Below are 24362 nucleotides of genomic sequence, written 5' to 3'. Positions count from 1 at the left end.
GCATGCACACCGAGAACGAACGCGCCCTCGAATCCGGTATCGTCACCGACCTCTCGGGGCGGATGACCTACGGCTCGTACCTGGCGCTCGACCAGCTGCTCACCGCGCAGCATCCGGTGAGCGCACCGCAGCACCACGACGAGATGCTGTTCATCATCCAGCACCAGACCACCGAGCTGTGGCTCAAGCAGCTGCTGCATGAGCTGTCCTCCGCTCGCGAGCTGCTCGCCCGCGACGACCTGCGCGAGGCCCTGAAGCGCATCGCCAGGGTCAAGCGCATCCAAGACGTGATGACGCAGCAGTGGTCGGTGCTCGCCACGCTCACCCCCACTGAGTACGCACAGTTCCGCGGGGCACTGGGCAACTCGTCGGGCTTCCAGTCCGTGCAGTACCGGGCGGTGGAGTTCGCCCTCGGCAACAAGAACGCGAAGATGCTGAGCGTCTTCGCCGACCACCCCGCCAATCTCGCTCTGCTCACCGCCGAATGGGAGAAGCCGACCCTGTACGACGAATTCCTGCGTTTCGCCGCCCGCCGTGGGCTGCCGATCCCGAGCTCGATCCTCCAGCGCGACGTGCGCGAGCCCTACCGGGAGATCCCTGAGCTGGTGCCGGCGATCCGCGAGATCTACCAGGACCCGAGCCGGTACTGGGACCTGTACGAGGCGTGCGAAGACCTGGTCGACCTCGAGGACAACTTCCAGTTCTGGCGCTTCCGGCACCTCAAGACCGTCGCCCGGACCATCGGAATGAAGGTCGGCACCGGTGGCTCCAGCGGGGTCGGATTCCTGCAGCGCGCGCTGGACCTGACGTTCTTCCCCGAGCTCTACACCGTGCGCACCGAGATCGGCAGCTGATGAAGGCCGCGACGTTCTTCGACGGGACCGCATGGCGCGAGGGCGTCGTCGAGCTCGCCGACGGGCGCGTGCGGCTGCGCGATGAGCGCCCCACCCCCGACCTCCCCCGCATCCCCGGCGCCATCACCGGCGGATTCACCGACCACCACGTGCACCTGCAGCTCGTCGCGCACGGCCTGCTGGCAGGGTCGCGCCTCGGCCGCGTGATCGACCTCGGCGGCAACCCCCAGGTGCTGAGCCGGCTCGCCGTGCAGGCGGTCGCGATCGACTATGCCGGCGCTTTCCTGACCGCTCCGGGCGGTTACCCCTCCGACCGCGACTGGGCACCGGAGGGCTCCGTCCGCGAGATCACCGACGCGGATTCCGCCGCCGCCGCGGTCGCCGGGATGGCGGCGGCCGGAGCCACCCGCCTCAAGGTCACCAGCAACAGCGCCGCAGGACCGGTGCTCTCCGACGACCTCTTCCGCGCGATCGTGCGGGCGGCCGACGAGCACGGCCTTGCGGTCGTCGCGCATGCCGAAGGGGCGGGCGAAGCGCAGCGCGTCGTGCGTCTCGGCGCCTCCCACCTGGCCCATGCCCCGTTCACGGAGCGCCTCGACGACGCGGAGGTCGTGCGCCAGGCGGCCTCGGCCTCGTGGATCTCGACGCTCGCGATCCACGAAGACCCCGAGCGCGCGATCGCGATGGACAACGTGCGTCGCTTCCACGCCGCAGGCGGGACCGTGCTCTACGGCACCGATCTGGGCAACGGGCCGATGCCGGTCGACCTGAACCCGCGCGAGATCGCCGCCCTCCGCGAAGCCGGGCTCGACGACGCCGCCCTCCTGCGCGCACTCGCGCCCGGGGATCCGTTCGACCCCACCTCCGTGCTCCTCCTCTCGGGCGGACCAGCCTCGACCGCCGATCCGCTCGACGCCCGCCCCCTCACCCCCGCAGATCTGAAGGTGTGACATGACCACGACATCCGACCCCTCGCTCCTCGCGCACGCCCGCGCTCTCGACGCCGCCGATCCGCTGCGCGCCCACCTCGACGCGTTCGCCGAAGCCCCGGGCGTCACGGCCTACCTCGACGGCAACTCCCTCGGCCGACCGCTGCGCGACATGCCCGACAAGCTCGCCGCGTTCGTGCGCGACGACTGGGGAACACGGCTGATCCGCTCCTGGGACGAGCAGTGGATGGCGCTGCCGATGGAGCTCGGTGACCGCATCGGGCGGGTGGCGCTCGGTGCCGCTGCCGGGCAGACGGTCGTCGCCGATTCGACCAGCGTGCTCATCTACAAGCTCATGCGCGCCGCCGCGAGCGCCGATCCCACCCGCACCGAACTCGTGATCGAGGCCGGCAACTTCCCCACCGACCGGTTCCTCGCCGAGGGGGTGGCCGTCGAGACCGGGATGACTCTGCGCTGGCTCGAACCCGACCCGGTGCACGGGGTGACCGTCGCCGACGTCGAGGCCGTCGTCTCCGCACGCACCGCGCTGGTGTCGCTGAGCCATGTCGACTACCGCTCGGGCGCCCTGGCCGACATGCCGGGCATCACGGCTGCCGCGCATGAGGCCGGAGCACTGATGATGTGGGATCTGTGCCACTCCGCCGGCGTGGTCCCGATGCAGCTCGACGAGTGGGGTGTCGACATGGCCGTCGGCTGCACCTACAAGTACTTGAACGGCGGACCGGGCTCCCCCGCCTTCGCCTACCTCCGCCACGGACTGCAGGGGGTGCTGCGCCAGCCGATCCAGGGCTGGTGGAGCGCGGCCGACATCTTCGCGATGGGGCCGGAGTACGTACCATCGGGCGACATCCGCCAACTGCTCAGCGGCACGCCGCCGGTGACCTCGATGCTCGCGATGCAAGGCATGCTCGACCTCATCGAGCAGTCCACGGTCGAGGGAGTGCGGGCGAAGTCGCAGTCGCTGACCGATCTTGCGGTGCAGGCCTACGACGAGCTGCTCGCCCCTCTCGGCGTGCGACTGCTCAGCCCCCGCGACGCCGGGGGGCGCGGCGGTCATGTGACGATCGGCCACCCCGACTTCCGTGAGGTCACGCGGCGCCTGTGGGCGGACGGCATCATCCCCGACTTCCGGTTCCCGGATGGCATCCGCCTCGGCCTCTCCCCGCTCAGCACTTCGCACGTCGAGACGGTGACCGGCGTTCTCGCGGTGCGCGACGCGTTGGAGTCCGGTGATCTCTGACCCCGCCGTCGCACCCGTGCTCGACGACATCGATGCGCGCCCCGGCAGCACCGCCTCGCTGCTGCGGACGTTCATCGGCGTCTTCCTGCGCCCGCTCGGCGGATGGATCTCGACGGCCGACCTGGTCGCCTTCGCCGGCGACCTGGGCATCGAAGCGGCACAGGCACGCACGGGTGTCGCCCGCCTCAAGCAGAAGGGCCTGCTGCTCGCCTCGCGCGAAGAGCAGATCGGCTATCGCCTCAATCCCGCAGCCACCGGGATGCTGGAACGTGGGGATCGACGCATCTTCGAGATGCGGGAGATGACGGATGCCGACACCTGGTGCCTGGTGTCGTTCTCAATCCCCGAGAGCGCACGGAGCGTACGCCACCAGTTGCGTCGACGGCTGCAGTGGATCGGCGCGGGTGTCGTATCGCCGGCGCTGTGGATCTGTCCCGGCCACCTTCAGGCGGAGGTGGAGCAGATCCTCCAGGAACTCGACGTGCGCGGCTGGGCGACGCTGTTCCCGACATCCGTGCCCGTCCCCGCCGGCACGCTGATCGAGGCCGCGGCGCAGTGGTGGGACCTGGAGGCGCTGCGCGGCGAGCATCTCTCTTTCCAGGGCGCGCTCGCGACGCTGCCCGCCGAGCCGTTCGCCGCGTACGTGCAGCTGATCGACCGTTGGCGGGTGCTGCCGTACACCGACCCGGGGCTTCCCCCCTCGATGCTGCCGACCGATTGGCCCGGTCGTCGCAGCTTCGACGAGTTCGCCCGTCGGTCGGCGGAGCTGGCCGCACCCGCCTGGGCGCATGTGCGCGCCCGGATCACCTAGTTCCGTCATCCACCCCGCCGTTCCGGTCGCACTTTCTGTCGCCTGCGCGCCTCGCGGGCGACAGGAAGTGCGACCGGAGCAATCCGAAGCCGGGATCGCCTAGCCCGCCTGCCCCGCGACCTCGGCGAGGAAGCCGGCCACGTGCTCCTGCAGTCGCAGGATGCGCAGGTCGCGCGCGAACTCGCGGTCGAACCCCTGGTAGGCCAGGGGCGGCAGGATGCGGACATTGTGGTTGCAGCCGAACTCGGCGCAGGTGAGCACGCCCACGCTGTCGCCCTTGCGTCCGGCCGGCCCGGCCTTGCGCGCGACGTACAGCTGCACGTCGTTGCGGAGCGTGACGTCTTCGCACCATGAGCATTGCGCCCGCGCGATCACGCGCTGTTCGGCGCGCTGCAGGAAGACGCCGACCGGGGCGTCGTCGACCCAGCTGACGACGTAGGCCCGGCGGGGCATCCTCGGGTCAGCCCAGCCGAGGAAGTCGAGGCGATCGAAGTCGATCTCGGCGAAGCCGTGCGGCAGGGTCAGGTCGGAGACCTCCTTGCGGGAGGCGTTGAGGAAGGAGGCGCGGATGCCGCGCTCGTCGATGGGACGCATGAGAATGAGTGCTTTCGGGGTGGTCGCCGCGAGGGCGAGTCGATGGGAGGAAGGTCCCGGACGCGGATGCCGGGTACGTCACGACACCGGGGACGGGGGTTCCGCCTCCGGTGGGTCCTCAGCCTCTGTCTGCGGCGCGGAAGGCGCCTGCAGCTCCGTTCTGCGCCCCGTGGGCGCTCATCGACGACAGCACCCGGCGAGCTTACACCCGTTTGTTTCACTCCGTGTCGGCCCGCCTGGGCGCAGCGCGAAGGGCGTCTTAGTCTTTCCGGAACATCCGACCAGAAGGAGACCACCGTGTCCACGCCGCTGAACCGCCTTTCGCCCCTCCCGGTGCGTGAGCGTGCGGCGTGCATGTGCAGCCACGGCGGCCGGTGCTCCTCCTTCGCCCCCGGCCATGCTCTGCACCTCATCCAGGCACGCATCGCCTCGGCGACGCCCACGGAGTGGGTCGACGCCCTGGTCGAGTCTGCCGACGCGGTATCGGGAGACCTCGTGGTGCGCACGCTCGACGGCGAAGCGCACGATCTGTGGAACGGCTCCGGCGCTGCGCTCGAAGCCGCTCCGGGCACCCCCGTCGCACTCCACGCGCGCTACGGCGTGCTTGCCGTCGGCGGCACGCCGTTCAACGTCGCAGCCGTCTGATCGCGCCCTGAGCCCGCCCCCGGTTCAGGCGCTCCGGTTCAGGCGTTCCGGTTCAGGCGCTCGCCATCAGCATGTCCTTCATGGCGGTGCAGGCATCCATGCAGGCCTGGCACGCCTGAGCGCACATCCGGCAGACGTCGCTCTCGTCGGCATGCCGCGCGCACGCGTCCATGCACGTCCTGCACATCGCGATGCAGGCGTTCAGCATCGCCATCATCGACGCCGGGGTCATGCCCTGCATCCGCATCATCGACCGCATCATGGTGTTGCACATGTCGGCGCAGTTCATGCACGCCGGTGAACAGTCCATCATCTGCGTCGAGCACACCGTGCAGGCCTGCTCGCAGGCGGCGCACGCATCCATGCACGCCTGCATGACGGCCATGTCCATCATCTGCATGTCGGGCATCGACTCCATATTCTTCGACATGGCGCCCATCATCATCGAGTCCATCGCACACCGCTTCCTTGGTCGAGGTCCGCGGGCAGGACCACCCGCCTGGCGCCAGGCTAGTCCTTCCCGGTGCATGAGTCGATGGGCGCCGAACGTTGTCATGGTGCGAGCCGATTGTCAATCCCGTGGCCGCTTCTCCGCAGGAGTGAGAGTGTCGGAAGCAATCGATCCGCCTACGAGAGGAGCCGCACATGAGTGCCGCAGACGACATCAAGAACGCCGCCGAGAAGGCCGCCGGAAAGGTCAAGGAAGGCGTCGGAAAGCTCACCGACAACGAGAAGCTCGAAGCCGAGGGCAAGGCGGATCAGGTCAAGGCCTCCGCCAAGCAGGCCGGCGAGAACGTGAAGGACGCCGCGGGCAAGGCCGGCGACAGCGTCCGGGACGCGTTCGAGAAGTAAGACGCCCCACACACCGAAGAGGTGAGGCCCGCCGAACGGCGGGCCTCACCTCGATGGGCCAGACGTGTGGAGTCGTCAGACCTTGCGGCTGCCGCTGATCGCTCGGATCAACCAGGCGATCACAGCGATCGCGAGGAGGACGAGCCCGACCCACAGGAGGAACTGGAGCGACTGCACCAGTCCTCCGGTGATCGCAAGGATCACTGCGACGACGATGACGATGATCAGGAGGATGTTCATCGGTCTTTCCCTTCTTTCGGCAGGCGCGAACGCCCGACTGTGGTGCCTCCACGCTAGCCGTGGGAAGCGTTATGCCCGAGGGGGTTGACTTACCCCCTCCGAGTGCGCGAAGGAGACGAGCACATGCCAGGAAGACGCGACAACTCGCTGAAGGATCCCGAGCTGTACGAAGAGCTGAGGAAAGACGGCGCCTCGAAGGAGAAGGCCGCGCGCATCTCGAACGCCGCGGCGAAAGAGGGGCGCAGTGCCGTGGGGCGCCGCGGCGGCGAACACGGAGACTACGAGGATTGGACCGTGCCGGAGCTGCGCGCGCGTGCGAAGGAACTCGGTCTTACCGGCTACAGCGGCAAGCGGAAATCCGAGTTGATCTCCGCGCTCAGGAATCACTGAGGCCGCCGATGGCGCGCTTCGGCATCGAGGAGGAGTTCCTCTTCCTCGATGCGCACTCGCTGGTGCCCGTGACGCTCACCGCCGGCACTCGCGAGCGCATCACGCGCCTCAAGACGGGCGGAGAGGTGACGAGAGAGTACCTGACCTCGCAGATCGAGTGCCTCACCGAGCCGGTCACGACCGCGACGGACGCTGAAGCGCAGCTGGCCCATCTGCGCGGCCTCATCGGATGGCACGCCCAGGATCAGCATGCCATCGCCGCCGGCACCGGCACCCCGTTCGCCTCGACCCGGTCCTCCGCCGTATCGCCCTCGCCGCACTACGACGACGTCGCGTCGCAGCTCGGACATCTCACGCGCGACCACGAGGTCAACGGGCTGCACGTGCACGTCGAGGTCACCGACGACGAGGAGCGGGTCCGCGCCCTGAACCGGGTGCGCGGCTGGCTCCCCGTGCTGCTGGCGCTCACCGGGAACAGCCCGTTCGTGAACGGACGGGATTCCGACTTCGCCAGTTGGCGCAGCATCCTGATCCGTCGGCTGCCGTCGTCATGGGCCCCGCCATGCTTCCGCGACTACGACGACTATCGCTCAGGTGTGCAGCGTCTCATCGACGTCGGCGCGCTCACCGATGCGGCGTCGCTGTCATGGTCGGCCCGGATATCGGAGCGGTACCCGACCGTCGAGGTCCGGGTCTTCGACGCCCAACTGACGGCCGAGGACTCGGTGTCCGCCGCGCTCCTCTCCCGCGCACTCGTGCTCACCACCGATCTGCCGCTCGCCGACATCGGTGTCGACGGCATCGACGCCTCTCTGTGGACGGCGGCCCGTCGAGGGATGGACGCACGCCTGCTCGATCCGACGACCGGCGAGGCCGAAGACGCCTGGAAGCTCGCCGACCGCATGCTGTCCGCGATCGCTCCCACGCTCCGCGAACTCGGCGACGAGGATCGGGTCCGCGATGGCATCGATCGGCTGCGCACCGACGGGTCCGGTGCGCAGCGCCAGCGCCGCGCCGTCGCCGAGGGCGGGACGCGTGCCCTCGGCGATCTTCTCCGCGCGGGGACAGCCGCACCGCTTCCCGCCCCCGCAGAGCAGCCTGCCTCCGCACCGACCACTTGATCTTCGCCGACCTGATCTTCACCCGCCCCGATCTTCGCCGGCCCCGATCTTCGCCGGCCCCGACGTCCGATGACGGCGGTATGGTCGGCCTGTGGCCTCCTTCGCCCCGCTCCAGCGCCTCGTGATCTCGATCGCGGTGCTCGCGTCGTTCGTGACGTTCCTCGACGGCACGGTCGTCAACGTGGCGCTGCCCGCGATCAGTCGCGAGCTCGGAGGCGGCATCACCACCCAGCAGTGGGTCGTCGACGCCTATCTGATCACTCTGAGTGCCCTGATCCTGCTGGCCGGATCGGTGTCGGATGCCTACGGCCGGGTGCTGGTGATGCGTATCGGGCTGATCGCGTTCGGCGTGGCATCCATCGCCGTGGCCGCGGCATTCGATCCACTCGTCCTGATCATCGCCAGGGCCGCGCAGGGGGCCGCCGGTGCGCTGCTGGTGCCGAGCTCGCTCGCACTGATCACCGCGACCATGCGCTCCGACGTGCAGTCGAGGGCGATCGGCGTCTGGACGGCGTTCACCACGGGAGCACAGCTGGTCGGTCCACTGCTGGGCGGATTGTTCGTCGACTACCTGTCCTGGCGCTTCGTCTTCCTCATCAACGTGATCCCGATCGGCATCACTCTCCTCCTGCTCTCCCGTCTTCGTCTGCCCGAGCATCCCCGTGGCATCACGGTCGACTGGTGGAGCGGGGCGCTGTGCGCGGTCGGACTCGGCGCCGTGGTCTTCGCACTCATCGAACAGCCGAATCTGGGGTGGCAGTCGCCCGCGATCTGGATTCCGGCCGTGGCCGGCGCCGCCCTGTTCGCCCTGTTCCTGTGGCGTCAGCAGCACTCGGCGTCACCCCTCATGCCCCTGTGGTTGTTCCGGGTGCGCGACTTCGGCTGGGGCAACCTCGCCACGTTCTTCGTGTATGCGGCTCTGTCGCTCAACGGCTTCGTGGTCGGCGTCTACCTGCAGCAGGGGGCGGGCCTCAGCGCGACCGCCGCGGGACTGGCCAGCCTGCCCATGACCATCCTGATGATCCTCGTCAGCTCGCGCGCGGGCCAGTGGGCCGGCCGGTGGGGACCGCGCATCTTCATGACGCTCGGACCGCTGCTCATGGCCGTCGGCGCCCTCATGCTGCTCCTCGTCTCGGCCGACTTCGACTACTGGTGGCAGGTGCTGCCGGCGATGATCGTGATGGGCCTCGGGCTCTCGCTCACGGTCGCTCCGCTCACGGCCGCGATCCTCGGAGCGATCGACGAGAACCACTCGGGTATCGCCTCCGCCGTCAACAACGCCGTCTCGCGTGTCGCCGGGCTGCTCGTGGTGGCGATGCTGTCGACGATCGTCGGCGGTGCGCTCGACCTCGACGGGTTCCACAGCGCGGCATGGGTCACGGCGACGCTGCTCGTGATCGGCGGCGTGGTGTCGTGGATCGGCATCCGCCGCAATCCGGCCGAACCGACACCGGCCGACGCCGCCGCGACCGGCCCCGTGCCGCGATGACCGTGGCCGCACTCGCGCGAGGCCGATGGGCCGGTCTGATCGTCGTCGGAGCGCTCGCGCTGACGGCCTGCTCCCCCGCGCCCGCGCATTCGCCTTCGTCGGGCGTCACCCTTCCGCCCTCCGGCTCGGTGCCCGACTACCAGCTGGGCGGAGCCTACGCACCGGACCCCGAGGTCGGCATCGTCGGGCGGGACCGGAGCGCCGAGCCCGTACCCGGCGTGTACTCGATCTGCTACGTGAACGGCTTCCAGACGCAGCCGGGCGAACTCGCAGACTGGCCGCGCGATCTGCTGCTCCAGCGCGGGGGCGAGGTCGTGTTCGATCCGGACTGGCCGGACGAGGCGCTGCTCGACACCTCGACCGCGGAGCATCGAGACAGGATTTCCGAGACGGTGAAGCCCTGGATCGACGACTGCGCGGATGCCGGCTTCGACGCGGTGGAATTCGACAACCTCGACTCGTACTCACGGTCCGATGGTTCCCTCTCGTTCGACGACAACCGGGCACTGGCCTCGCTCCTCGTCGATGCCGCCCACACCGCGGGGCTCGCCGCCGGGCAGAAGAACGCCGCCGAGGACGCGGCTCCGCTCCGCGCGCGGGCCGATTTCGACTTCGCCGTCACCGAGGAATGCGCCGCGTACGAGGAGTGCGAGGCCTACACGTCGGTTTACGGCGACCACGTCATCGACATCGAGTACGCCGACGAGCTCACGCGGTCCTTCGCCGAGATGTGCGACGACGACGCCTCTCCCGCCGCGATGGTGCTCCGCGACCGTGACCTCGTCACCCCGGACGACGGCGCCTACGTGTTCGAGACCTGCGGCTGAGCGATCCGGCTGCTCAAAGACCGTCGTCTTCGTGCCAGTGCTCCTGCCAGCGCCAGTCGATCGGCTCGGATGCCCGCTGATAGCGGATGTCGGTGGAGAGACGGATACGCCCCTGCGGGTCGACGTTGTCGGTGCTGGCGTGCACCACGTACGACGAATGGACCATCACGTCGCCGGCCCGGTAGTCGGCGAGCAGCCACCGCGCATCGTGCGCCTCGGCGAGAGCGGGGAGGTCGGCCGTGATCGACGCAGCCGGAGGCCTGTCACCGCGCTCCCGCTCGGCGGCGAGGGCCCAGTGGTGGCTGCCTTCGAGATAGGTGAGACCGCCTTGCTCGACGGGACAGTCTCCCAGGGGGATCCACATCGAGAGCACGCGCTCGCTTCCCTGGCGCAGATAGACGAGGTCGTAGTGTGCCTGTGTGGCGGTGCCGATGCCCGATTCGCCCGGACGGATGTGGCGGATGATCTTGCGCCGGTGCAGGTGCACGTCATCGCCGAGGAACCATTCGAACCACCCGCGGATGTCGGGGTGTCCGGTCAGCGCCGCGTATCGCTCCCCCGGAACGATCTCGTCGAACAGGGCGGCGCGGATCTTTGCCCTGTCGATCTCTCCCTGCGCGCCGATGCCGACGGCGGGATCGGAACCGTGCTCCGTGATCCCGGTGTCCGCCATCGCCGTGAAGTAGTACTCGCGGAACGAGGCGACCAGCTGCGGATCGAGCTGCTGCGGCAGATAGAGGTAGCCGTCGCGACGCAACCGATCCCACAGCGCATCCTTGTCGCTGCGGATGGCGTCCGGCACGGGCTCCATCCTGCCCAGGCGGGACGGAGAATCGTCGAGGGTGTATCCGTTGGAGGTGAGCATGACTCCAGCGTCGGCGACACTTGGACTTCCGTCCATGGACTTTTCCGCCGGATCATTGGACTATCCGCGATGAACCGACCGCGACTTGGAGTATTCAGTCGAAGCGCGATCGGGCCTGCTGCCGGCGGAACGCCGATGGCGCGGCCCCCGTGCGCCGCCGGAAGAGTCGGGAGAAATAGGCCGCGTCGTCGTAGCCGACCTGCGCGGCGATCTGGCCCACATCGAGCCTGGTCTCCGCCAGGAGCGACTGGGCCTGCGCGATGCGCACCTCGATGACCAGATCGTTCACTGTGAGCCCGGTCGCGGAACGCACGGCATCCCCCAGCTCGCGCGCGGTGAGCCCGACGGCGGCTGCCCGCTCGGCGACCGAGAGGGTCCGGATCGCGCCACGAGTGACGAGGTCGACGATGGTGGCACCGGCCGCCGGCCCTTCCGCCGGATCCGCGGCATCGAGGATGGCGAGCAAGAGCCGTTGCGTCGCGATCGATGCGGCGATCTCCGCCCGCGCCCCCACCGCGGCGACAGCCACGCAGAGCTCACGGAAGATCGCATCCGCGTCTTCGACCGGCCGGAGGAGTTTCTGCACCGGCCGGTGGCGCCCTCCCAGTCCGGTCGTCTCGAATGCCGCGAAGGGCTCGCCCTCGAACAGCACCCAGTGCTCCGACCACCCCCGGGCGTCGGAGCCGTATCCGTGGCGCACTCCGGGCGTGAGCCAGATCACCGCCGGGCCCTCCACCGGCACCTGCAGGCCGCGCGGCTCGTACTCCTCGTAGGTGCCGCGCCCCTCGGAGATGTAGACGAGGCCGCGGGTCGGGAGTGCCCGCTGACGGAAAGGCGGCTGCAGGCCCGCCTGTTCCCCGGCTCCACGGCACGAGATCAGGAATCGTCGCATCGCATGGCGCGGTGAGGCGTAGTGGGACCAGGAGGCCGTCGGCGTCATCGACGTCAGCCTAGTGCCGCGCCCGCAGCCCACACCGCGCACCGCTCCGGCAGCTCCCGCGCGTGGCTCACGGAAGGGCCCACGTCAAGTCCCTGGCCGGATCCCACCGTTCCGCGCAGGATACGGAGTGTCCGCATCGATTGGGAGCTCGACACATGACCTCATCCGCCCCGGCAACCGCCCCGGCATCCGCACCAGCCCTGGAATTCTCCGACAGAGGGCCGGTGAGCCGCGCCGTGATCGCGCATCTCACCGGCGCGGAAGACGCAGGCGACCACACCACCCTCGCCGAGGAGGTCGTCGCGGCGAGCGCCGACGTCGTCCGCGACGACGACATCCAGCTCGCCCTGTTCGTGCTCTACGCCTCCGCCTACGGATCGCTCCCGCAGCTCGATCCCGATCGGGAGTGGGATCCCGCGCTCCTCGCGACCCGGCGCCTGCTCGAAGCGGCCTTCGAGGGCGAGCTGCGCGGGAAGGTGCCGATGCCTGACCTCCCGGAGCCGACGGTCGATGCCGTCGGTCGAGCGCTCTTCGCGCTCGCGGGCGCCGATTCCGGACCGAGTCTCTCGCGGTACTTCGCGAAGAAGGCCACCGAGGCGCAGGCGCAGGAGATGCTCATCCAGCGTTCGGCCTACACACTGCGCGAGGCGGACCCGCACTCCTGGGCGATTCCTCGATTGGACGGACGCGCCAAGGCGGCGCTCGTCGAGATCCAGTCCGACGAGTACGGCGGCGGACGCCCGCATCGCGTGCATGCCACCCTCTTCGCGCGAGCGATGCGTGCGGCCGGTCTCGATGACACCTACGGCGCATACATCGACGATCTGCCCGCCGTCACGCTCGCGTCACTCAACATGATGTCGATGTTCGGACTCAATCGCCGCCTGGTCGGTTCGATCGTCGGACACCTGGCCGCCTACGAGATGACCTCGTCGATTCCCTGCCGCCTGTACGCCGACGGTCTGCGCCGGCTGGGGTTCGCCCCCGATGTCACCGAGTACTTCGACGAGCACGTCGAGGCCGACGCGGTGCACGAGCAGATCGCCGCCCGAGACCTCGCCGGCAGCCTCGCCGAGGACCGCCCGGAGCTCCTGCCCGACATCATGTTCGGTGCCGCCGCTGGCCTCACGATGGACGGGTGGGGCGGGGCGCACATCCTGGAGTCCTGGTCCGCGGGTGCCTCATCCCTCCGCGAACGGACACCGTCGTGAGCGGCGAGGATCGCGCGACGATCACGCCTTACCCCGACGGCCCGCTGCTCGTGCGGGGTGAGATCGATCTGCGCACGGCCGACGGCGAGCGGATCGCACCGCACCGCCGCACGGTCGCACTGTGCCGCTGCGGCCTCTCGGCGCTCAAGCCCTTCTGCGACGGCACCCACAAGGCGGCGGGCTTCCGCACCGACGACTGAGGCTGCCTCCGCGGCTCGGCGCCAGCGCGTCATCGCGTCATCGCGTCAAGAGCGGATCGATGCCCACCGCCAGGAACAGCACCGCGAGATAGACGATCGACGCGCGGAAGACGAGCATGGGGCGCAGCTCCGCACCGCGCCGGTCGCGCACGCGCATGCGGTACGCAGAGATGAGGAAACCCGCGCCCGCGGCGAGTGCCGTCACCACGTACAGTCCACTGACCTCGGCGACGAACGGGAGTGCCAGCGAGCACACGACCGTCGCCACGGCGAACCCGATCACCCTGACGGCGACATAGGCCGGGGGGCGCGTCGCACCGAGCATCGGCACGCCCGCACGCCGGTAGTCGTCCCGGTACCGGATCGAGAGCGGCCAGTAGTGCGCCGGAGTCCAGAAGAAGACCACGAGGAACAGCACGACGGCCGGCCATTCGATGCCGCCTCGCACCGCGCTCCAGCCGACGAGCACGGGAACGCACCCCGCGACACCGCCCCAGACCACGTTCTGCTCGGTGCGACGCTTCAGCAGTACCGTGTAGAACGCCACGTAGAGCACGAGTCCCGCTGTCGAGAGCGCAGCGGGCAACGGACCGACCAGAGTCAGCATCCACACGACGGAGCCTGCGGCGAGCGCCCACGCGAAGGTCAGCCCAGCCCGCGGTGAGACGATGCCGGTGACCAGCGGGCGCTGAGCCGTCCGTTCCATCAGCGCGTCGCTCTCCCGCTCGATGTACATGTTGAACACACCGGCGGACCCGGCACTCAGCGCCCCGCCGATGAGCACCGCCGCCATCAGACCCAGATCGGGCAGGCCATCGGCAGCGAACACCATGACCGGGATCGTGGTGACGAGGAGGAGCTCGAGGATGCGGGGCTTGGTGAGTTCGACGTACGCGCGCAGGGTCTGCAGCACGCGCGTTCAGCCCTCGGGCCAGTAGTAGCTGTCCGGGAGCGCGCGGGCTCCGAAGATCGCCTGCCCCACGCGCACGCAGGTCGCCCCCTCTTCGACGGCGATCTCGTAGTCGCCCGACATGCCCATCGACAGCTCGCCCGCACCGATCAGGTCGGGGGCGTCTTCTCTGGCCTGATCTCGCAGCGTGCGCAGCAGGGAGAAGCACTCACGTACGCGGGTGTCGTCGGGGGTGAGGATGGCGAGCGTCATCAGGCCCCGCACCCGCAGCGTCCCGTAGGAGGGAAGCGCCTCCAGGAATGCCGGGAGCTCTTCGGGGGGCGTCCCGAACTTCGAGTCCTCGGCCGAGGTGTTCACCTGCACGAAGACGTCGAGGCTGCGACCCGCGGCCTGGAGACGCCGATCGAGCGCCTCGGCGACGCGCAGCCGGTCGAGAGCCTGGAACTCCGCAGCGAATGCGGCGACGTCTCTCGCCTTGTTGGTCTGCAGGTGTCCGATGATCGACCACGACACATCGAGGTCGGCGGTCTCGCCGTTCTTGCGCACCGCCTCCTGCACCTTGTTCTCGCCCAGCAGGCGCATACCCGACTGGATCGCGACCCGGACGCGATCGGTCGGAACGGTCTTGCTCACCGGCAGCAGCGTCACCTCGTCCGGGTCACGGCCCGCTCGGTGCGCCGCCGCGGCGATGCGTGCTTCCACGCCCGCGAGGTTGCGCCGGAAGTCCTCGACGGTGAACGCCGTGGGATAGCGGTCATCGGAGCCGACCGGTGCTTCCATTTTTGACATAGGTCAAACTGTAACATAGTCTTAGGCCGATTCGACCGGGCGAGGTCCTTCGCTCGGCACCGCTCACCCAAGGAGCCGCCATGCCCTCGTCTCTCGTCCTCCCCGACGCGTCCGCCGCGCCTTCCCTCCTGACCGAGGTGCCCGGCCCGCGCAGCCGGTCGATCCACGAACGTCGCACGAGAACGGTCGCGCGCGGTGTCGGGAGCATTCTGCCGGTGTACATCGCGCACGCCGAGGGTCCCTGGGTGACCGATGTCGACGGCAACCGCTTCCTCGACCTGGGCAGTGGCATCGGCGTCACCACCATCGGGCACGGCAATCCGGCCGCGATCGCCGCCGCCGCCGCACAGCTCGAGCAGGTGACGCACACCCTCTTCACGGTGACCCCCTATGAGGGCTACGTGCGACTGGCGGAGCGCCTCGCCGAGAAGACGCCGGGCGACCATGAGAAGCGCTCGGTGTTCGTGAACTCCGGCGCGGAGGCCGTCGAGAACGCGGTCAAGATCGCTCGTCGATACACCGGTCGCCGCGCGGTCGCCGCCCTCGACCACGCCTTCCACGGGCGCACCAACCTCACACTCGCGATGAACCACAAGGCCGCGTACGGCACCGGGTTCGGGCCCTTCGCCCCCGACATCCACCGCGTGCCCAACTCGTACCCCTACCGCGATGGACTCACCGGCGCGCAGGCGGCGCAGCGGACGATCGCCCACCTCGAACAGCGCATCGGCACCGCCGACCTCGCCGCTCTGATCGCCGAACCCATCCAGGGCGAGGGCGGATTCGTGGTTCCTGCAGACGGATATCTCCCCGCCTTGCAGGAATGGTGCACGCGCAACGGCGTGGTATTCATCGCCGATGAGATCCAGACGGGGCTCGGCCGCACAGGCACCTGGTTCGCGAGCGAGCACTTCGGCGTGATCCCCGATCTCGTGCTCACGGCGAAGGGCATCGCGGCCGGACTCCCGCTCGCCGGCGTCACCGGTCGCGCCGAGATCATGGATGCGCCCGACCCGGGTGGGCTCGGGGGCACCTTCGGCGGCAACCCGGTCTCCATCGCCGCCGCCCTCTCGGTCTTCGACGAGCTCGACCGCGGCGACTTCTTCGCGGAGGCTCTGCGCATCGGCGCACGCCTCCAGGACCATCTCGCCGCCCTGGCCTCCCGCCACCCGTTGATCGGAGACGTCCGCGGGATCGGCGCGATGTACGCGTTCGAGCTGAGCGACCCCGACACGTCGCTTCCGGCAGCCGGGGCCGCGTCGGCGATCGCGGCCTACGCCGCCCAGCACGGCATCCTGCTGCTGACCGCGGGCAGCGACTCGAACGTCATCCGATTCCTGCCGACGCTCACGACCACCGACGATCAGATCGACATCGCCATGGACGTGATCGACCGCGCCCTGACGACGCTCGGCTGACGCTCTACCGGCACGTCAGTCGACCCCGCCGGCGGTGTCGACCACGAGGACGCCGTCCCGCCACCGAACCGCGCGGAGGTCTGCGACCACCACGTCGGGATCGCCGTCGGCCGATCCTGCTCCGACGCCGACGACGAATCCGGCACCCGCCGCGCGAGCCGAGCGGATCCCCGGGACCGAGTCCTCGAACACGATGCAGTCCTCGGCAGCACGCGCCAGCCGGTAGGCGCCGAGGAGGTACGGGTCGGGTTCCGGCTTGCCGCGAGGCACGTCCTCCGCCGCAACCAGGGTCGGAGGCCGTGGCACGTGGGAGCTCTGCAACCGGGCCAGCGCCACGGCGCGATTGCTGCTCGTCACGACCGCCCAGACATCACGCGGCAACGACCCCACGAGGCGTGCGGCACCGGGGATCCCTCTCGTATGCACGGCCGCCTCGATCTCGAGGGCGACCAGTTCTGCAGTCGCGGCGGCCGCGGCACCCGGGCCCACCAGACCCGCGACGACTTCACTCGGCCTCATGCCGTGCGGCGCATCCCGGAGGAAGTCGAACGACGGGGCGTGCCGACGCGCCCAGGCCTCCCAGGCGGGAGCCGCCGACGCGACCGAGTCCACCAAGACGCCATCGCAGTCGAACAGCACGCCGGCGCGTTCGAACTCCCAGGAATCTCCGCTTCGCACATGTGATAATTTTGGCATAGGCCAAAACTATCATCGGCACGGGGGGACCGCGCCACGGAGGGGACCACCATGCCAACGAGGATCGCCGTCAACGGGCTCGGCCGGATCGGCCGCAACCAGCTCCGCCTGCTGCTCGCCCGCCGCTCGGAGCTCGAGCTCGTCGCGGTGAACGATCCGCGCGGGCCCCGTGCTCTCGCCGAGCTGCTGCAGCGAGACGGTCACAGCGGTCCGTCGACCCGCGGCGTGCGGTTCGACGACAAGCACCTCTTCCTCAACGGCCACGCGATCCGCATGTTCACGGAACGCGATCCGCTGCGGCTTCCGTGGGCGGCACTCGGGATCGACATCGTGATCGAGTCCACGGGGGCCGAGACCCGGTCCGACGACGCGAGGAAGCATCTGAGCGCAGGGGCCAGGAAGGTGATCATGACCGTTCCCACCGCGGGCGACGACGGCACGTTCATGCGCGGGGTCAACGAGCACACCTACGACCCGACCCGGCACCACGTCATCTCCAGCGCCTCCTGCACGACGAACTGCCTCGCCCCCGTGGCGAAGGTCTTCCATGAGGCTTTCGGCATCGACGCCGGCCTCATGACGACGATCCACGCCGACTCGACAGACCTTCTCCTGCAGGACATCCCGCACTCCGATCCACGATCCGCCGGAGGGAAGGGCACGAAGATCTCCGCCGGCGACACCGGGGCGGCGCTGGCCATCGGACGCGTGATCCCCGAACTCGAGGGCCGTCTCGACGGCTTCGCCCTGCGCGTCCCGGCGATCAGCGGTTCCATCACGCATCTCACGGTCACCGCTTCCCGTCCGGTCACGGTCGACGAGGTCAGAGCCGCTTATGAGACCGCCGCCGACGGCCCGCTGAAGGGCATCCTGCGCTGCGCCGACGACGAGATCGCCATCGCCGACACCGTCATCGATCCGCATTCGTCGATCCTCGATGCCGGGCTGATCCGGGTGATCGGGTCGCAGGTGAAGATCTCCGCCTGGTACGACGACGAGTGGGGGTACTCGCACCGTCTCACCGAGCTCGCCGAATACGTCGCAGAAAGGCTGCCCGCATGACGAACGCCACCCCGTGGGAGCGCACCGCGCTCGCCTTCCGGCACGTGCACTTCGAAGACCTGGGAAACATCGAACCGCTCCTGCGCGAACGCGGGTATCGCGTGCAGTACGTCGACCTCGGGATCGAGGCCATCGACATCGAGCGGGTGGATGACGCCGATCTCCTGGTCGTCTTGGGGGGTCCGATCGGCGTGCACGACGCCGACGGCTATCCGATGCTGCATGCGTCGAAGGAGGCCGTCTCCCATCGACTCCGCTCCGGGCGGCCTCTGCTGGGGATCTGTCTCGGCGCGCAGCTGATCGCCGAGGCGCTGGGTGCCGAAGTGCGCCCGACAGGTGCGGTCGAGATCGGCTATGCACCGCTCGACCTCACCACGGAGGGCCTCGATTCGCCGTTGCGTCCGCTCGACGGCATGCCGGTGCTGCACTGGCACGGCGACGCCTTCACGATTCCCCCGAACGCCCGCCATCTCGCCTCCACGCCCGAATTCCCGAACCAGGCGTTCAGCACGGACGCCGTGCTCGCCCTGCAGTTCCACCTCGAGGCCGACCACCGCACGATCGGACGCTGGTTGATCGGCCACGCGCACGAGCTGCACCACAACGGGATCGACCCGCGCATCATCCGCGAGGACGCCAGAACCTACGGACCCGAGCTCGAGAGGGCAGCCCGTTCCACCATCGCCGCCTGGTTGGATGCGGTCGAGAAGCCGACTTCCCCCGCCTGACGCCTCCGCATACGAGGCGCGCAGCACCCTCGGAAGCCGACGGTGCACGCAGAAGGGGCCGGGTCCACACGGACCCGGCCCCTTCTGCGTGGCGGCGTTCAGCTCGCGCGACGCAGCGCCACGCTCGGGAAGTCGATCGGGACATCCAGAGCGATGTTCACGTAGTTCGTGAACAGATTCAGCGCGACCTGTGCGATCGTCTCGACGATCTGCTCGTCGGTCCAGCCCTGCGCGCGCACGGCGTCGACGTCCGCCGAGGACACCTGGCCGCGTTCCTCGACGAGCTTCAGCGCGAAGGCGAGCAGTGCCGCCGTGCGCGGGTCGTCGGACTCGCCGCTCTGCGCGGCGGTGAGCGTCTCGCGGCTGAGACCGGCCTTCTTGCCGAGGGCGGTGTGCGCTGCGAGGCAGTACTGGCACGAGTTCCGGTCGGCGACGGCGACGGCGATCTGCTCGCCGAGCGCCGCGCCGAGGGATCCTCCGCCGAAGGCACCGAATGCGCTCCACATGCTCGTGAGAGCAGCAGGAGAATTGGCGACGGCGCGGAACATGGCCGGCACGGCTCCGAAGGCGCCGGCGATCTGGTCGAGCTGCTCCTTGACGTTTCCGGTGGCGTTGTCGCGGTCGATGAGAGGGACGTTGGGCACGGGATGCTCCTTCGATGACGGGATGGGCCCGGATCCGGGCTCACTTCAGTCTTTCGAAACGTCTCGGACGATACGCACCAAAGAGTCTTGCTTTCATGACATATCGTCCACGATACTGAAGGTATGCCCGCCGTCGACCGCCTCTCTCCTCTGCTCGAACGCTTCCGCGTGCGGACCCGACTGTTCCACAACGGCCCCCTCTGCGGAACGACGGTCTTTCCGGCGAGCGGCGGCCACGGCTTCCTGCACGTCCTGCGCCGCGGCGAGATGGAGGTGACGCACCGCCGTGCGGACGGCAGCTCAGAGCGCGAGGTCATCACCCGACCGAGCCTGCTGTTCTTCCCCCGCCCGATCGACCACTCCTTCCTCAACGCACCGACCGATGAATCCGACTTCGCCTGCGCGACGCTCGACTTCGACGGCGGCGCCACGCACCCGCTGGTGCGCACTCTGCCGTCGTCGATCGTCCTGCCGCTCGACGAGGTCGAGACGCTCAGCCCCGCACTCGACCTGATGTTCTCCGAGGTCGACAACGTGCGGTGCGGTCGCCCCCTGGTGGCGGATCGCATGTTCGAGGTCGTGCTCATCCAGTTGTTGCGGTGGATGCTCGATCACGCCGAACGACTCGACCTCCCGCCAGGCTTGATACCCGGCCTCGCCGACGAGCGGCTCGCCCCCGCACTGGTCGCGATGCACGAGGCCCCAGGAGAGTCCTGGAGCCTGGAGGCCCTCGCCCGCACCGCCACGATGTCGCGAAGCGCATTCGCCGCCCGCTTCAAAGAGGTGCTCGGGCGCTCCCCCGGCGACTATCTCACGGAGTGGCGGCTCACGATCGCCCAGGAGCAACTGCGCGCGGGCGTGTCCGTGAGCACCGTGGCGGCGGAACTGGGCTACGCCAGCTCATCGGCGTTCTCGCGGGTGTTCGCTCAGCGCATCGGGCACTCGCCTCGAGCGTGGCTGACGCTCGCCGCGTGATGATCGACCGTGACAGGTCCGTGTGACGGAACCGATCAGCGACCGGCCGCGAGCACCGCTCGGAGCCCATCGATCACCCGTTCGAGATCGGCGGACGAGAGTGAGGGATGAACCGGGATGGAGAGCACTTCCTGCGCTGCCCGCTCGGTCTCCGGCAACTCCGCTTCCGGGGCGAACCTCTGCAGGGACGGCAGCCGATGGTTCGGGATCGGGTAGTAGACGCCTGCGCCGACCCCATGCTCGTCCCGCAGGGCATCACGCACACGATCCCGCTCGCCGTCGGCGATGCGGACGGTGTACTGGTGGTAGACGTGCTCGGCTTCGGGAGCGACCGGAGGCACGGTGAGACCGGGGAGGCCGGCGAGCTCGGCATCCAGCAGGGCGGCGTTCCGCTGTCGCTGCCGCGTCCACTCTCCCACCTTGCGCAACTGCACACGCCCCACCGCCGCATGTACCTCGCTCATGCGGTTGTTGTACCCGACGATCTCGTTCGCGTACTGCGTCTCCATCCCCTGATTGCGCAGCAGGCGGACGGTCCTGGCGAGATCGTCCCGAGCACACGAGACGATGCCGCCCTCGATGGCGGTCATGTTCTTGGTGGGGTACAGGCTGAACATCCCGAACGCACCGATGGTTCCCGCCGGACGTCCGCGCCAGGCGGCTCCGTGCGCCTGCGCGGCATCCTCGTAGATGGCGAGTCCGTGCTCTGCCGCCAGCGCTTCGATGCCATCGACGAGGAAGGGGTGCCCGTACAGGTGCACGGGCATGATCCCCTTCGTCCTCGGGGTGATCGCCGCCCGCACCCGTTCGGGGTCGAGGGTGAAGTGCGCCGGCTCGATGTCGGCGAAGACCGGAGTCGCCCCAGCGAGGACGACGGAGTTGGCGACGGCCGCGAAGGTGAAGGAGGGGACGATCACCTCATCCCCCGGACCCACGCCTGCGGCGATGAGCCCGAGCAGCTGACCGCTCGTGCCGGAGTTGACGGCGACCGCCGTCCGTCCGTCGAGGAACTGCGCGGAGAACTCGGCTTCGAAGGCTGCGACTTCCGCCCCCTGGGCGAGCATGCCGCTGCGGAGCACGCGTTCGACGGCGGCGACCTCGTCATCGCCGATGATCGGCTTGGCGGCGGGAATGAATGCGCTGTCCATCGTGGAAGCCCTTCCTCGGCGGCGGCTCGCATGAGCCCGGTTGAGGTGGAGGCAGGAATCGAACCTGCGTGCACGGTCTTGCGGACCGCGACCTGGCCACTCGGTCACTCCACCGGGTCGGATGTGCTCAGCGTCCCGGCGGCGAGTACCCGTTCAGGAACGTTCCGAGCCGACGGAGCGCGTCGGTGAGCACTTCGGCCTCCGGAAGGAAAGCGATCCGGAGGTGGTCGGGCGTCTGCAGGTTGAAGGCCCTGCCGTGTACGAGGAGGATCCGCTCGGCGTCGAGGAAGTCGAGCACCAGCTGCTCGTCGTCTTCGATGCCGTGCACCTCGGGATCCAGTCGCGGGAAGAGGTAGAGCCCCCCACCCGCCGGCTGCGTATCGACCCCGGGAATCGCCTCGAGCGCTTCGAGGGCCGCATCCCGTTGCCGCGTCAGCCGGCCGCCGGGCGCCACCAGAGCGTCGAGCGAGTCGTCGTGGGTCAGGGCCGCGGTGATCGCGTGCTGGGCCGGCACCGACGCGCACATGCGCATCGAGGCGAGCAGACGCACCCCGGAGAGGAAGGGATCGTCGCGGTGGAACCCCGTCGTCGTCATCCATGCCGCACGGTAGCCCGCGACACGGTGGGTCTTGGACAGCCCGGCGAACGTGACGCACGGAACGTCGGGGGCGACCTGCGCCATGGACACATGCGCGTATCCCGGAAAGACGACCCGGTCGTAGATCTCGTCCGAGAGCAGCAGGAGGCCGTGGCGCCGCGCGAGCTCGGCGATCCGCTCGAGGACCGTACGCGTGTAGACCGCACCGGTCGGATTGTTCGGGTTGATCACCACGATGGCCGCGGTTCGCGGACCGATCGACGCCTCCATCGCGGCGAGGTCGGGCGTCCACCCTTCGGCCTCGAGGCACGGATAGTGCACCGCTCGCCCTCCGGCCAGCACGGTCGACGCCGTCCATAAGGGGTAGTCAGGGCTCGGGATGAGCACTTCGTCGCCCGGCTCGAGCAGCGCCTGCAGCGTCAGCCCCACGAGCTCCGAGACGCCGTTCCCCACGGTGATGTCGTCGATCCCCAGTGCGGGAAATCCGGGGCGCAGCGCGTAATGCGCTCCGATCGCTTCGCGGGTCTCGGGAAGACCGGCCGACTCGGAGTAGCCGTGCGCCTGAGGCAACGCCGAGCGGAGAGCCTCGACGATGGCCGGCGGGGCGTCGAAGCCGAACGGGGCGGGGTTGCCGATGTTGAGACGGAGGATGGACTCTCCGCGCTTCTCCAATTCGGCCGCGCGCTCGGCAACCGGTCCGCGCAGGTCGTACAGGACGCCTTCCAACCGCGAGGAGCGTCCGATCCGATGATCGGCCCTCTCCGGCCGGGACGGGGTCACGCCTCCACCCCCGCCGCGCTCGAGCCCCCGGCGACCCCGACGAGGTCGTCGACGAGGCGCTGCATCTCCGCGTCGTCGAGCGTGTGCACGGTCAGGCGAAGCTGGGTGGAGCCCTGCGAGCTGCCGGGATCGAGCGCGAACTCGGAGCCGGGGCGCACGAGCCACCCGCGCGAAGCGAGGCGACGGCTGATCTCCGTCGCATCGTCGCGGACGTCGACCCACACGTTGAGCCCGCTGTCCGCCTGCGCATGCATCCCCTGTTCGGCGAGCATCGACACGAAGAGGCGGTTGCGCCCCGCATAGTGCGCGCCCGCCTCGATGATGAGCTCCCGGGTCTCGTCATCGCGCAGCATCGTGGCGGCGAGCCGCTGCATCACATGGCTCACCCACATGGTTCCGGGGCTCAGGCGCAGCGCCAGACGCTGAGCGGTCACCCGATCGGATGCCGTCACCGCGAGGCGCATGTCGGGCCCGAGGAACTTCGACACCGAGCGGACCAGCGCCCACCGCTGCTGCGTGGGGGCGATGATGCTCTCGTAGGGCGTGGGTGCGAGCATCGAGAAATGGTCGTCTTCGATGACGAGCACGTGCGGATGATCGGCGAGGACCTCGCGGAGCTCTCGTGCGCGTGCAGGACTGGTGCCGACACCGGTCGGGTTGTGGGCACGCGGCGTGCAGACGATCGCGCGCGCGCCGCTCTCGAGGGCCGCACGCAGGCCGGCGACGGTCATCCCTTCGCGATCGACGGGGATGGCGACCGGCACGTATCCGGCGAGACGCGCGGTGTGGATGCTGGAGAGGAAGCACGGGTCTTCGAGCCCGACGCGGTCGCCCTGCACCAGGGTCTGGGCCAAGAGGCGCTCGACGGCATCGACCGCCCCGGCGGTGATCGACAGGCGGAACGGACGCGGATGGTCGGCCGCGATCCACTCGGTCGCCCATTCGGCGAGGTCGGCGTCGATGACGGACTCGCCGTAGAGCACGTGGCCGGGCGTGACAGCGGCGAGGGCGGCTGCGAGGTCGGGAAGGTGGGCGGGATCGGGATTGCCGCTGCCGAGATCACGCAGCACCGAGCCGGGGGTGAATCCCTCGTCGGGGTTCTGCGCCGGCCCGAGCACCGTGGTTCCGGTGCGGCCACCCGTGGCGGCGATGCGCGCGGTGACCAGCGAACGATAGGCCGCCAGCACCGTGTTCCTGTTCACGCCGAGGCGAGCGGCGAGGGATCTGACCGACGGCAGCTGGTCTCCCGGAGCGTATGCACCCCGCTCGACGAGGTCGCGCACGCTCTCGGAGATCTCCGCCGCGGTCGACCCGACGATGCCATCTTCGACGTCTTCGCGATCGGGTGCCTGGGCCATGGTTCGACCGTAGGCGATCTTTTGACC

28 protein-coding genes and 1 tRNA gene are annotated in these 24362 nt (G+C 69.3%); 16 read left to right on the top strand and 13 right to left on the bottom strand.

The window, feature by feature from the left end:
• The first annotated feature begins 2 nt into the window (after positions 1-2).
• From GLO27_RS14735 to GLO27_RS14720, 4 genes are read left to right on the top strand one after another with little or no spacing between them, the layout of a single operon-like run.
• Entirely contained in the window at positions 3-854 is an 852-nt protein-coding gene (locus GLO27_RS14735; protein ID WP_021201227.1) for a tryptophan 2,3-dioxygenase family protein, read from the top strand.
• Positions 854-1804: a hydrolase gene (locus GLO27_RS14730; RefSeq protein ID WP_167255509.1), complete on the top strand. Its 951-nt coding sequence runs from the start codon at positions 854-856 to the stop codon at positions 1802-1804. Before GLO27_RS14735 ends, GLO27_RS14730 begins: the two co-directional genes overlap by 1 nt.
• 1 nt (position 1805) lies before the next feature.
• Positions 1806-3044 carry an aminotransferase class V-fold PLP-dependent enzyme gene (locus GLO27_RS14725; RefSeq protein WP_167255507.1) on the top strand — a complete coding sequence of 413 codons (1239 nt, stop codon included), beginning with the start codon at positions 1806-1808 and terminating at the stop codon, positions 3042-3044.
• A complete protein-coding gene (locus tag GLO27_RS14720) occupies positions 3034-3855 on the top strand; it encodes a PaaX family transcriptional regulator C-terminal domain-containing protein (RefSeq protein ID WP_021201230.1) in 822 nt (273 codons plus the stop codon). Before GLO27_RS14725 ends, GLO27_RS14720 begins: the two co-directional genes overlap by 11 nt.
• A gap of 99 nt (positions 3856-3954) precedes the next feature.
• Here the strand turns inward: GLO27_RS14720 and GLO27_RS14715 are convergent, their stop codons facing one another.
• The gene (locus tag GLO27_RS14715) at positions 3955-4449 is read right to left on the bottom strand and encodes an FBP domain-containing protein (RefSeq protein ID WP_167255505.1); all 495 of its coding nucleotides are present in this window, start codon (positions 4447-4449) and stop codon (positions 3955-3957) included.
• A 297-nt stretch (positions 4450-4746) separates the two neighbouring features.
• Between GLO27_RS14715 and GLO27_RS14710 the strand changes: the two genes are divergently transcribed.
• On the top strand, positions 4747-5094 hold the full coding sequence (locus GLO27_RS14710) for a hypothetical protein (RefSeq protein WP_136024471.1): 348 nt from the start codon (positions 4747-4749) through the stop codon (positions 5092-5094).
• Between the two features lie 52 nt (positions 5095-5146).
• On the opposite strand, the gene GLO27_RS14705 is transcribed toward GLO27_RS14710, so the two are convergent.
• Positions 5147-5548 (bottom strand): hypothetical protein, encoded by a 402-nt coding sequence (locus tag GLO27_RS14705; RefSeq protein WP_029259953.1) that lies wholly within the window; start codon positions 5546-5548, stop codon positions 5147-5149.
• Positions 5549-5739: 191 nt separating this feature from the next.
• On the opposite strand from GLO27_RS14705, the gene GLO27_RS14700 reads away from it, so the two are divergent.
• Positions 5740-5946: a CsbD family protein gene (locus tag GLO27_RS14700; RefSeq protein ID WP_017829324.1), complete on the top strand. Its 207-nt coding sequence runs from the start codon at positions 5740-5742 to the stop codon at positions 5944-5946.
• Positions 5947-6021: 75 nt separating this feature from the next.
• On the opposite strand, the gene GLO27_RS14695 is transcribed toward GLO27_RS14700, so the two are convergent.
• Positions 6022-6186 (bottom strand): hypothetical protein, encoded by a 165-nt coding sequence (locus GLO27_RS14695; protein ID WP_017201713.1) that lies wholly within the window; start codon positions 6184-6186, stop codon positions 6022-6024.
• A gap of 123 nt (positions 6187-6309) precedes the next feature.
• Between GLO27_RS14695 and GLO27_RS14690 the strand changes: the two genes are divergently transcribed.
• The 4 genes from GLO27_RS14690 (at position 6310) to GLO27_RS14675 (ending at position 10013) form a co-directional block, all read left to right on the top strand.
• Positions 6310-6576 carry a Rho termination factor N-terminal domain-containing protein gene (locus GLO27_RS14690; protein ID WP_021201234.1) on the top strand — a complete coding sequence of 89 codons (267 nt, stop codon included), beginning with the start codon at positions 6310-6312 and terminating at the stop codon, positions 6574-6576.
• An 8-nt stretch (positions 6577-6584) separates the two neighbouring features.
• Positions 6585-7697: a YbdK family carboxylate-amine ligase gene (locus GLO27_RS14685; RefSeq protein ID WP_167255503.1), complete on the top strand. Its 1113-nt coding sequence runs from the start codon at positions 6585-6587 to the stop codon at positions 7695-7697.
• A 91-nt stretch (positions 7698-7788) separates the two neighbouring features.
• Positions 7789-9186, top strand: a complete 1398-nt coding sequence (locus GLO27_RS14680; RefSeq protein WP_167255501.1) for an MFS transporter — start codon at positions 7789-7791, stop codon at positions 9184-9186.
• The gene (locus tag GLO27_RS14675) at positions 9183-10013 is read left to right on the top strand and encodes an endo alpha-1,4 polygalactosaminidase (RefSeq protein WP_167255499.1); all 831 of its coding nucleotides are present in this window, start codon (positions 9183-9185) and stop codon (positions 10011-10013) included. Before GLO27_RS14680 ends, GLO27_RS14675 begins: the two co-directional genes overlap by 4 nt.
• A 13-nt stretch (positions 10014-10026) precedes the next feature.
• On the opposite strand, the gene GLO27_RS14670 is transcribed toward GLO27_RS14675, so the two are convergent.
• Positions 10027-10878: a phytanoyl-CoA dioxygenase family protein gene (locus GLO27_RS14670; RefSeq protein WP_167255497.1), complete on the bottom strand. Its 852-nt coding sequence runs from the start codon at positions 10876-10878 to the stop codon at positions 10027-10029.
• Between the two features lie 94 nt (positions 10879-10972).
• Entirely contained in the window at positions 10973-11818 is an 846-nt protein-coding gene (locus GLO27_RS14665) for an AraC family transcriptional regulator (RefSeq protein ID WP_167255495.1), read from the bottom strand.
• A 155-nt stretch (positions 11819-11973) separates the two neighbouring features.
• On the opposite strand from GLO27_RS14665, the gene GLO27_RS14660 reads away from it, so the two are divergent.
• Complete coding sequence (locus GLO27_RS14660) at positions 11974-13029, top strand: iron-containing redox enzyme family protein (protein ID WP_167255493.1); 1056 nt, start codon at positions 11974-11976, stop codon at positions 13027-13029.
• Positions 13026-13229 (top strand): CDGSH iron-sulfur domain-containing protein, encoded by a 204-nt coding sequence (locus GLO27_RS19880; protein WP_021201241.1) that lies wholly within the window; start codon positions 13026-13028, stop codon positions 13227-13229. The genes GLO27_RS14660 and GLO27_RS19880 overlap by 4 nt, the downstream gene beginning before the upstream one ends.
• A 37-nt stretch (positions 13230-13266) precedes the next feature.
• Here the strand turns inward: GLO27_RS19880 and GLO27_RS14650 are convergent, their stop codons facing one another.
• Both GLO27_RS14650 and GLO27_RS14645 read right to left on the bottom strand, forming a co-directional pair.
• Positions 13267-14142, bottom strand: a complete 876-nt coding sequence (locus GLO27_RS14650) for a heme o synthase (protein ID WP_167255491.1) — start codon at positions 14140-14142, stop codon at positions 13267-13269.
• A 6-nt stretch (positions 14143-14148) separates the two neighbouring features.
• Positions 14149-14928 (bottom strand): YggS family pyridoxal phosphate-dependent enzyme, encoded by a 780-nt coding sequence (locus GLO27_RS14645; protein WP_318387045.1) that lies wholly within the window; start codon positions 14926-14928, stop codon positions 14149-14151.
• A gap of 80 nt (positions 14929-15008) precedes the next feature.
• Between GLO27_RS14645 and gabT the strand changes: the two genes are divergently transcribed.
• Positions 15009-16346: a 4-aminobutyrate--2-oxoglutarate transaminase gene (gabT, locus tag GLO27_RS14640; RefSeq protein WP_021201244.1), complete on the top strand. Its 1338-nt coding sequence runs from the start codon at positions 15009-15011 to the stop codon at positions 16344-16346.
• A 15-nt stretch (positions 16347-16361) separates the two neighbouring features.
• Here gabT and GLO27_RS14635 read toward each other — a convergent pair whose 3' ends face one another.
• The gene (locus GLO27_RS14635; RefSeq protein WP_167255489.1) at positions 16362-17042 is read right to left on the bottom strand and encodes an HAD-IA family hydrolase; all 681 of its coding nucleotides are present in this window, start codon (positions 17040-17042) and stop codon (positions 16362-16364) included.
• Between the two features lie 51 nt (positions 17043-17093).
• On the opposite strand from GLO27_RS14635, the gene GLO27_RS14630 reads away from it, so the two are divergent.
• Positions 17094-18104 carry a glyceraldehyde 3-phosphate dehydrogenase NAD-binding domain-containing protein gene (locus tag GLO27_RS14630; RefSeq protein WP_021201246.1) on the top strand — a complete coding sequence of 337 codons (1011 nt, stop codon included), beginning with the start codon at positions 17094-17096 and terminating at the stop codon, positions 18102-18104.
• On the top strand, positions 18101-18832 hold the full coding sequence (locus GLO27_RS14625; protein ID WP_167255487.1) for a glutamine amidotransferase: 732 nt from the start codon (positions 18101-18103) through the stop codon (positions 18830-18832). The genes GLO27_RS14630 and GLO27_RS14625 overlap by 4 nt, the downstream gene beginning before the upstream one ends.
• 98 nt (positions 18833-18930) lie before the next feature.
• Here the strand turns inward: GLO27_RS14625 and GLO27_RS14620 are convergent, their stop codons facing one another.
• Positions 18931-19476 (bottom strand): peroxidase-related enzyme, encoded by a 546-nt coding sequence (locus tag GLO27_RS14620; RefSeq protein ID WP_021201248.1) that lies wholly within the window; start codon positions 19474-19476, stop codon positions 18931-18933.
• Positions 19477-19599: 123 nt separating this feature from the next.
• On the opposite strand from GLO27_RS14620, the gene GLO27_RS14615 reads away from it, so the two are divergent.
• Positions 19600-20451 (top strand): AraC family transcriptional regulator, encoded by an 852-nt coding sequence (locus GLO27_RS14615; RefSeq protein ID WP_021201249.1) that lies wholly within the window; start codon positions 19600-19602, stop codon positions 20449-20451.
• 35 nt (positions 20452-20486) lie between these two features.
• Here the strand turns inward: GLO27_RS14615 and GLO27_RS14610 are convergent, their stop codons facing one another.
• The 4 genes from GLO27_RS14610 to GLO27_RS14595 form a co-directional block, all read right to left on the bottom strand.
• A complete protein-coding gene (locus tag GLO27_RS14610; protein ID WP_029259940.1) occupies positions 20487-21599 on the bottom strand; it encodes a DegT/DnrJ/EryC1/StrS family aminotransferase in 1113 nt (370 codons plus the stop codon).
• 43 nt (positions 21600-21642) lie between these two features.
• Positions 21643-21713, bottom strand: a tRNA-Cys gene (locus GLO27_RS14605).
• Between the two features lie 13 nt (positions 21714-21726).
• The gene (locus GLO27_RS14600) at positions 21727-22977 is read right to left on the bottom strand and encodes a pyridoxal phosphate-dependent aminotransferase (protein WP_292775219.1); all 1251 of its coding nucleotides are present in this window, start codon (positions 22975-22977) and stop codon (positions 21727-21729) included.
• Positions 22974-24335, bottom strand: coding sequence for an aminotransferase class I/II-fold pyridoxal phosphate-dependent enzyme (locus tag GLO27_RS14595; protein ID WP_167255485.1), 1362 nt, complete (start codon positions 24333-24335; stop codon positions 22974-22976). Before GLO27_RS14595 ends, GLO27_RS14600 begins: the two co-directional genes overlap by 4 nt.
• Positions 24336-24362: the final 27 nt, after the last annotated feature.

Origin of the sequence: Microbacterium sp. Be9, assembly GCF_011754135.1 — a bacterium.
In the GTDB taxonomy this organism is placed as follows: Bacteria; Actinomycetota; Actinomycetes; order Actinomycetales; family Microbacteriaceae; genus Microbacterium; species Microbacterium maritypicum_A.
This window is presented reverse-complemented; position numbering and strand designations above follow the sequence as displayed.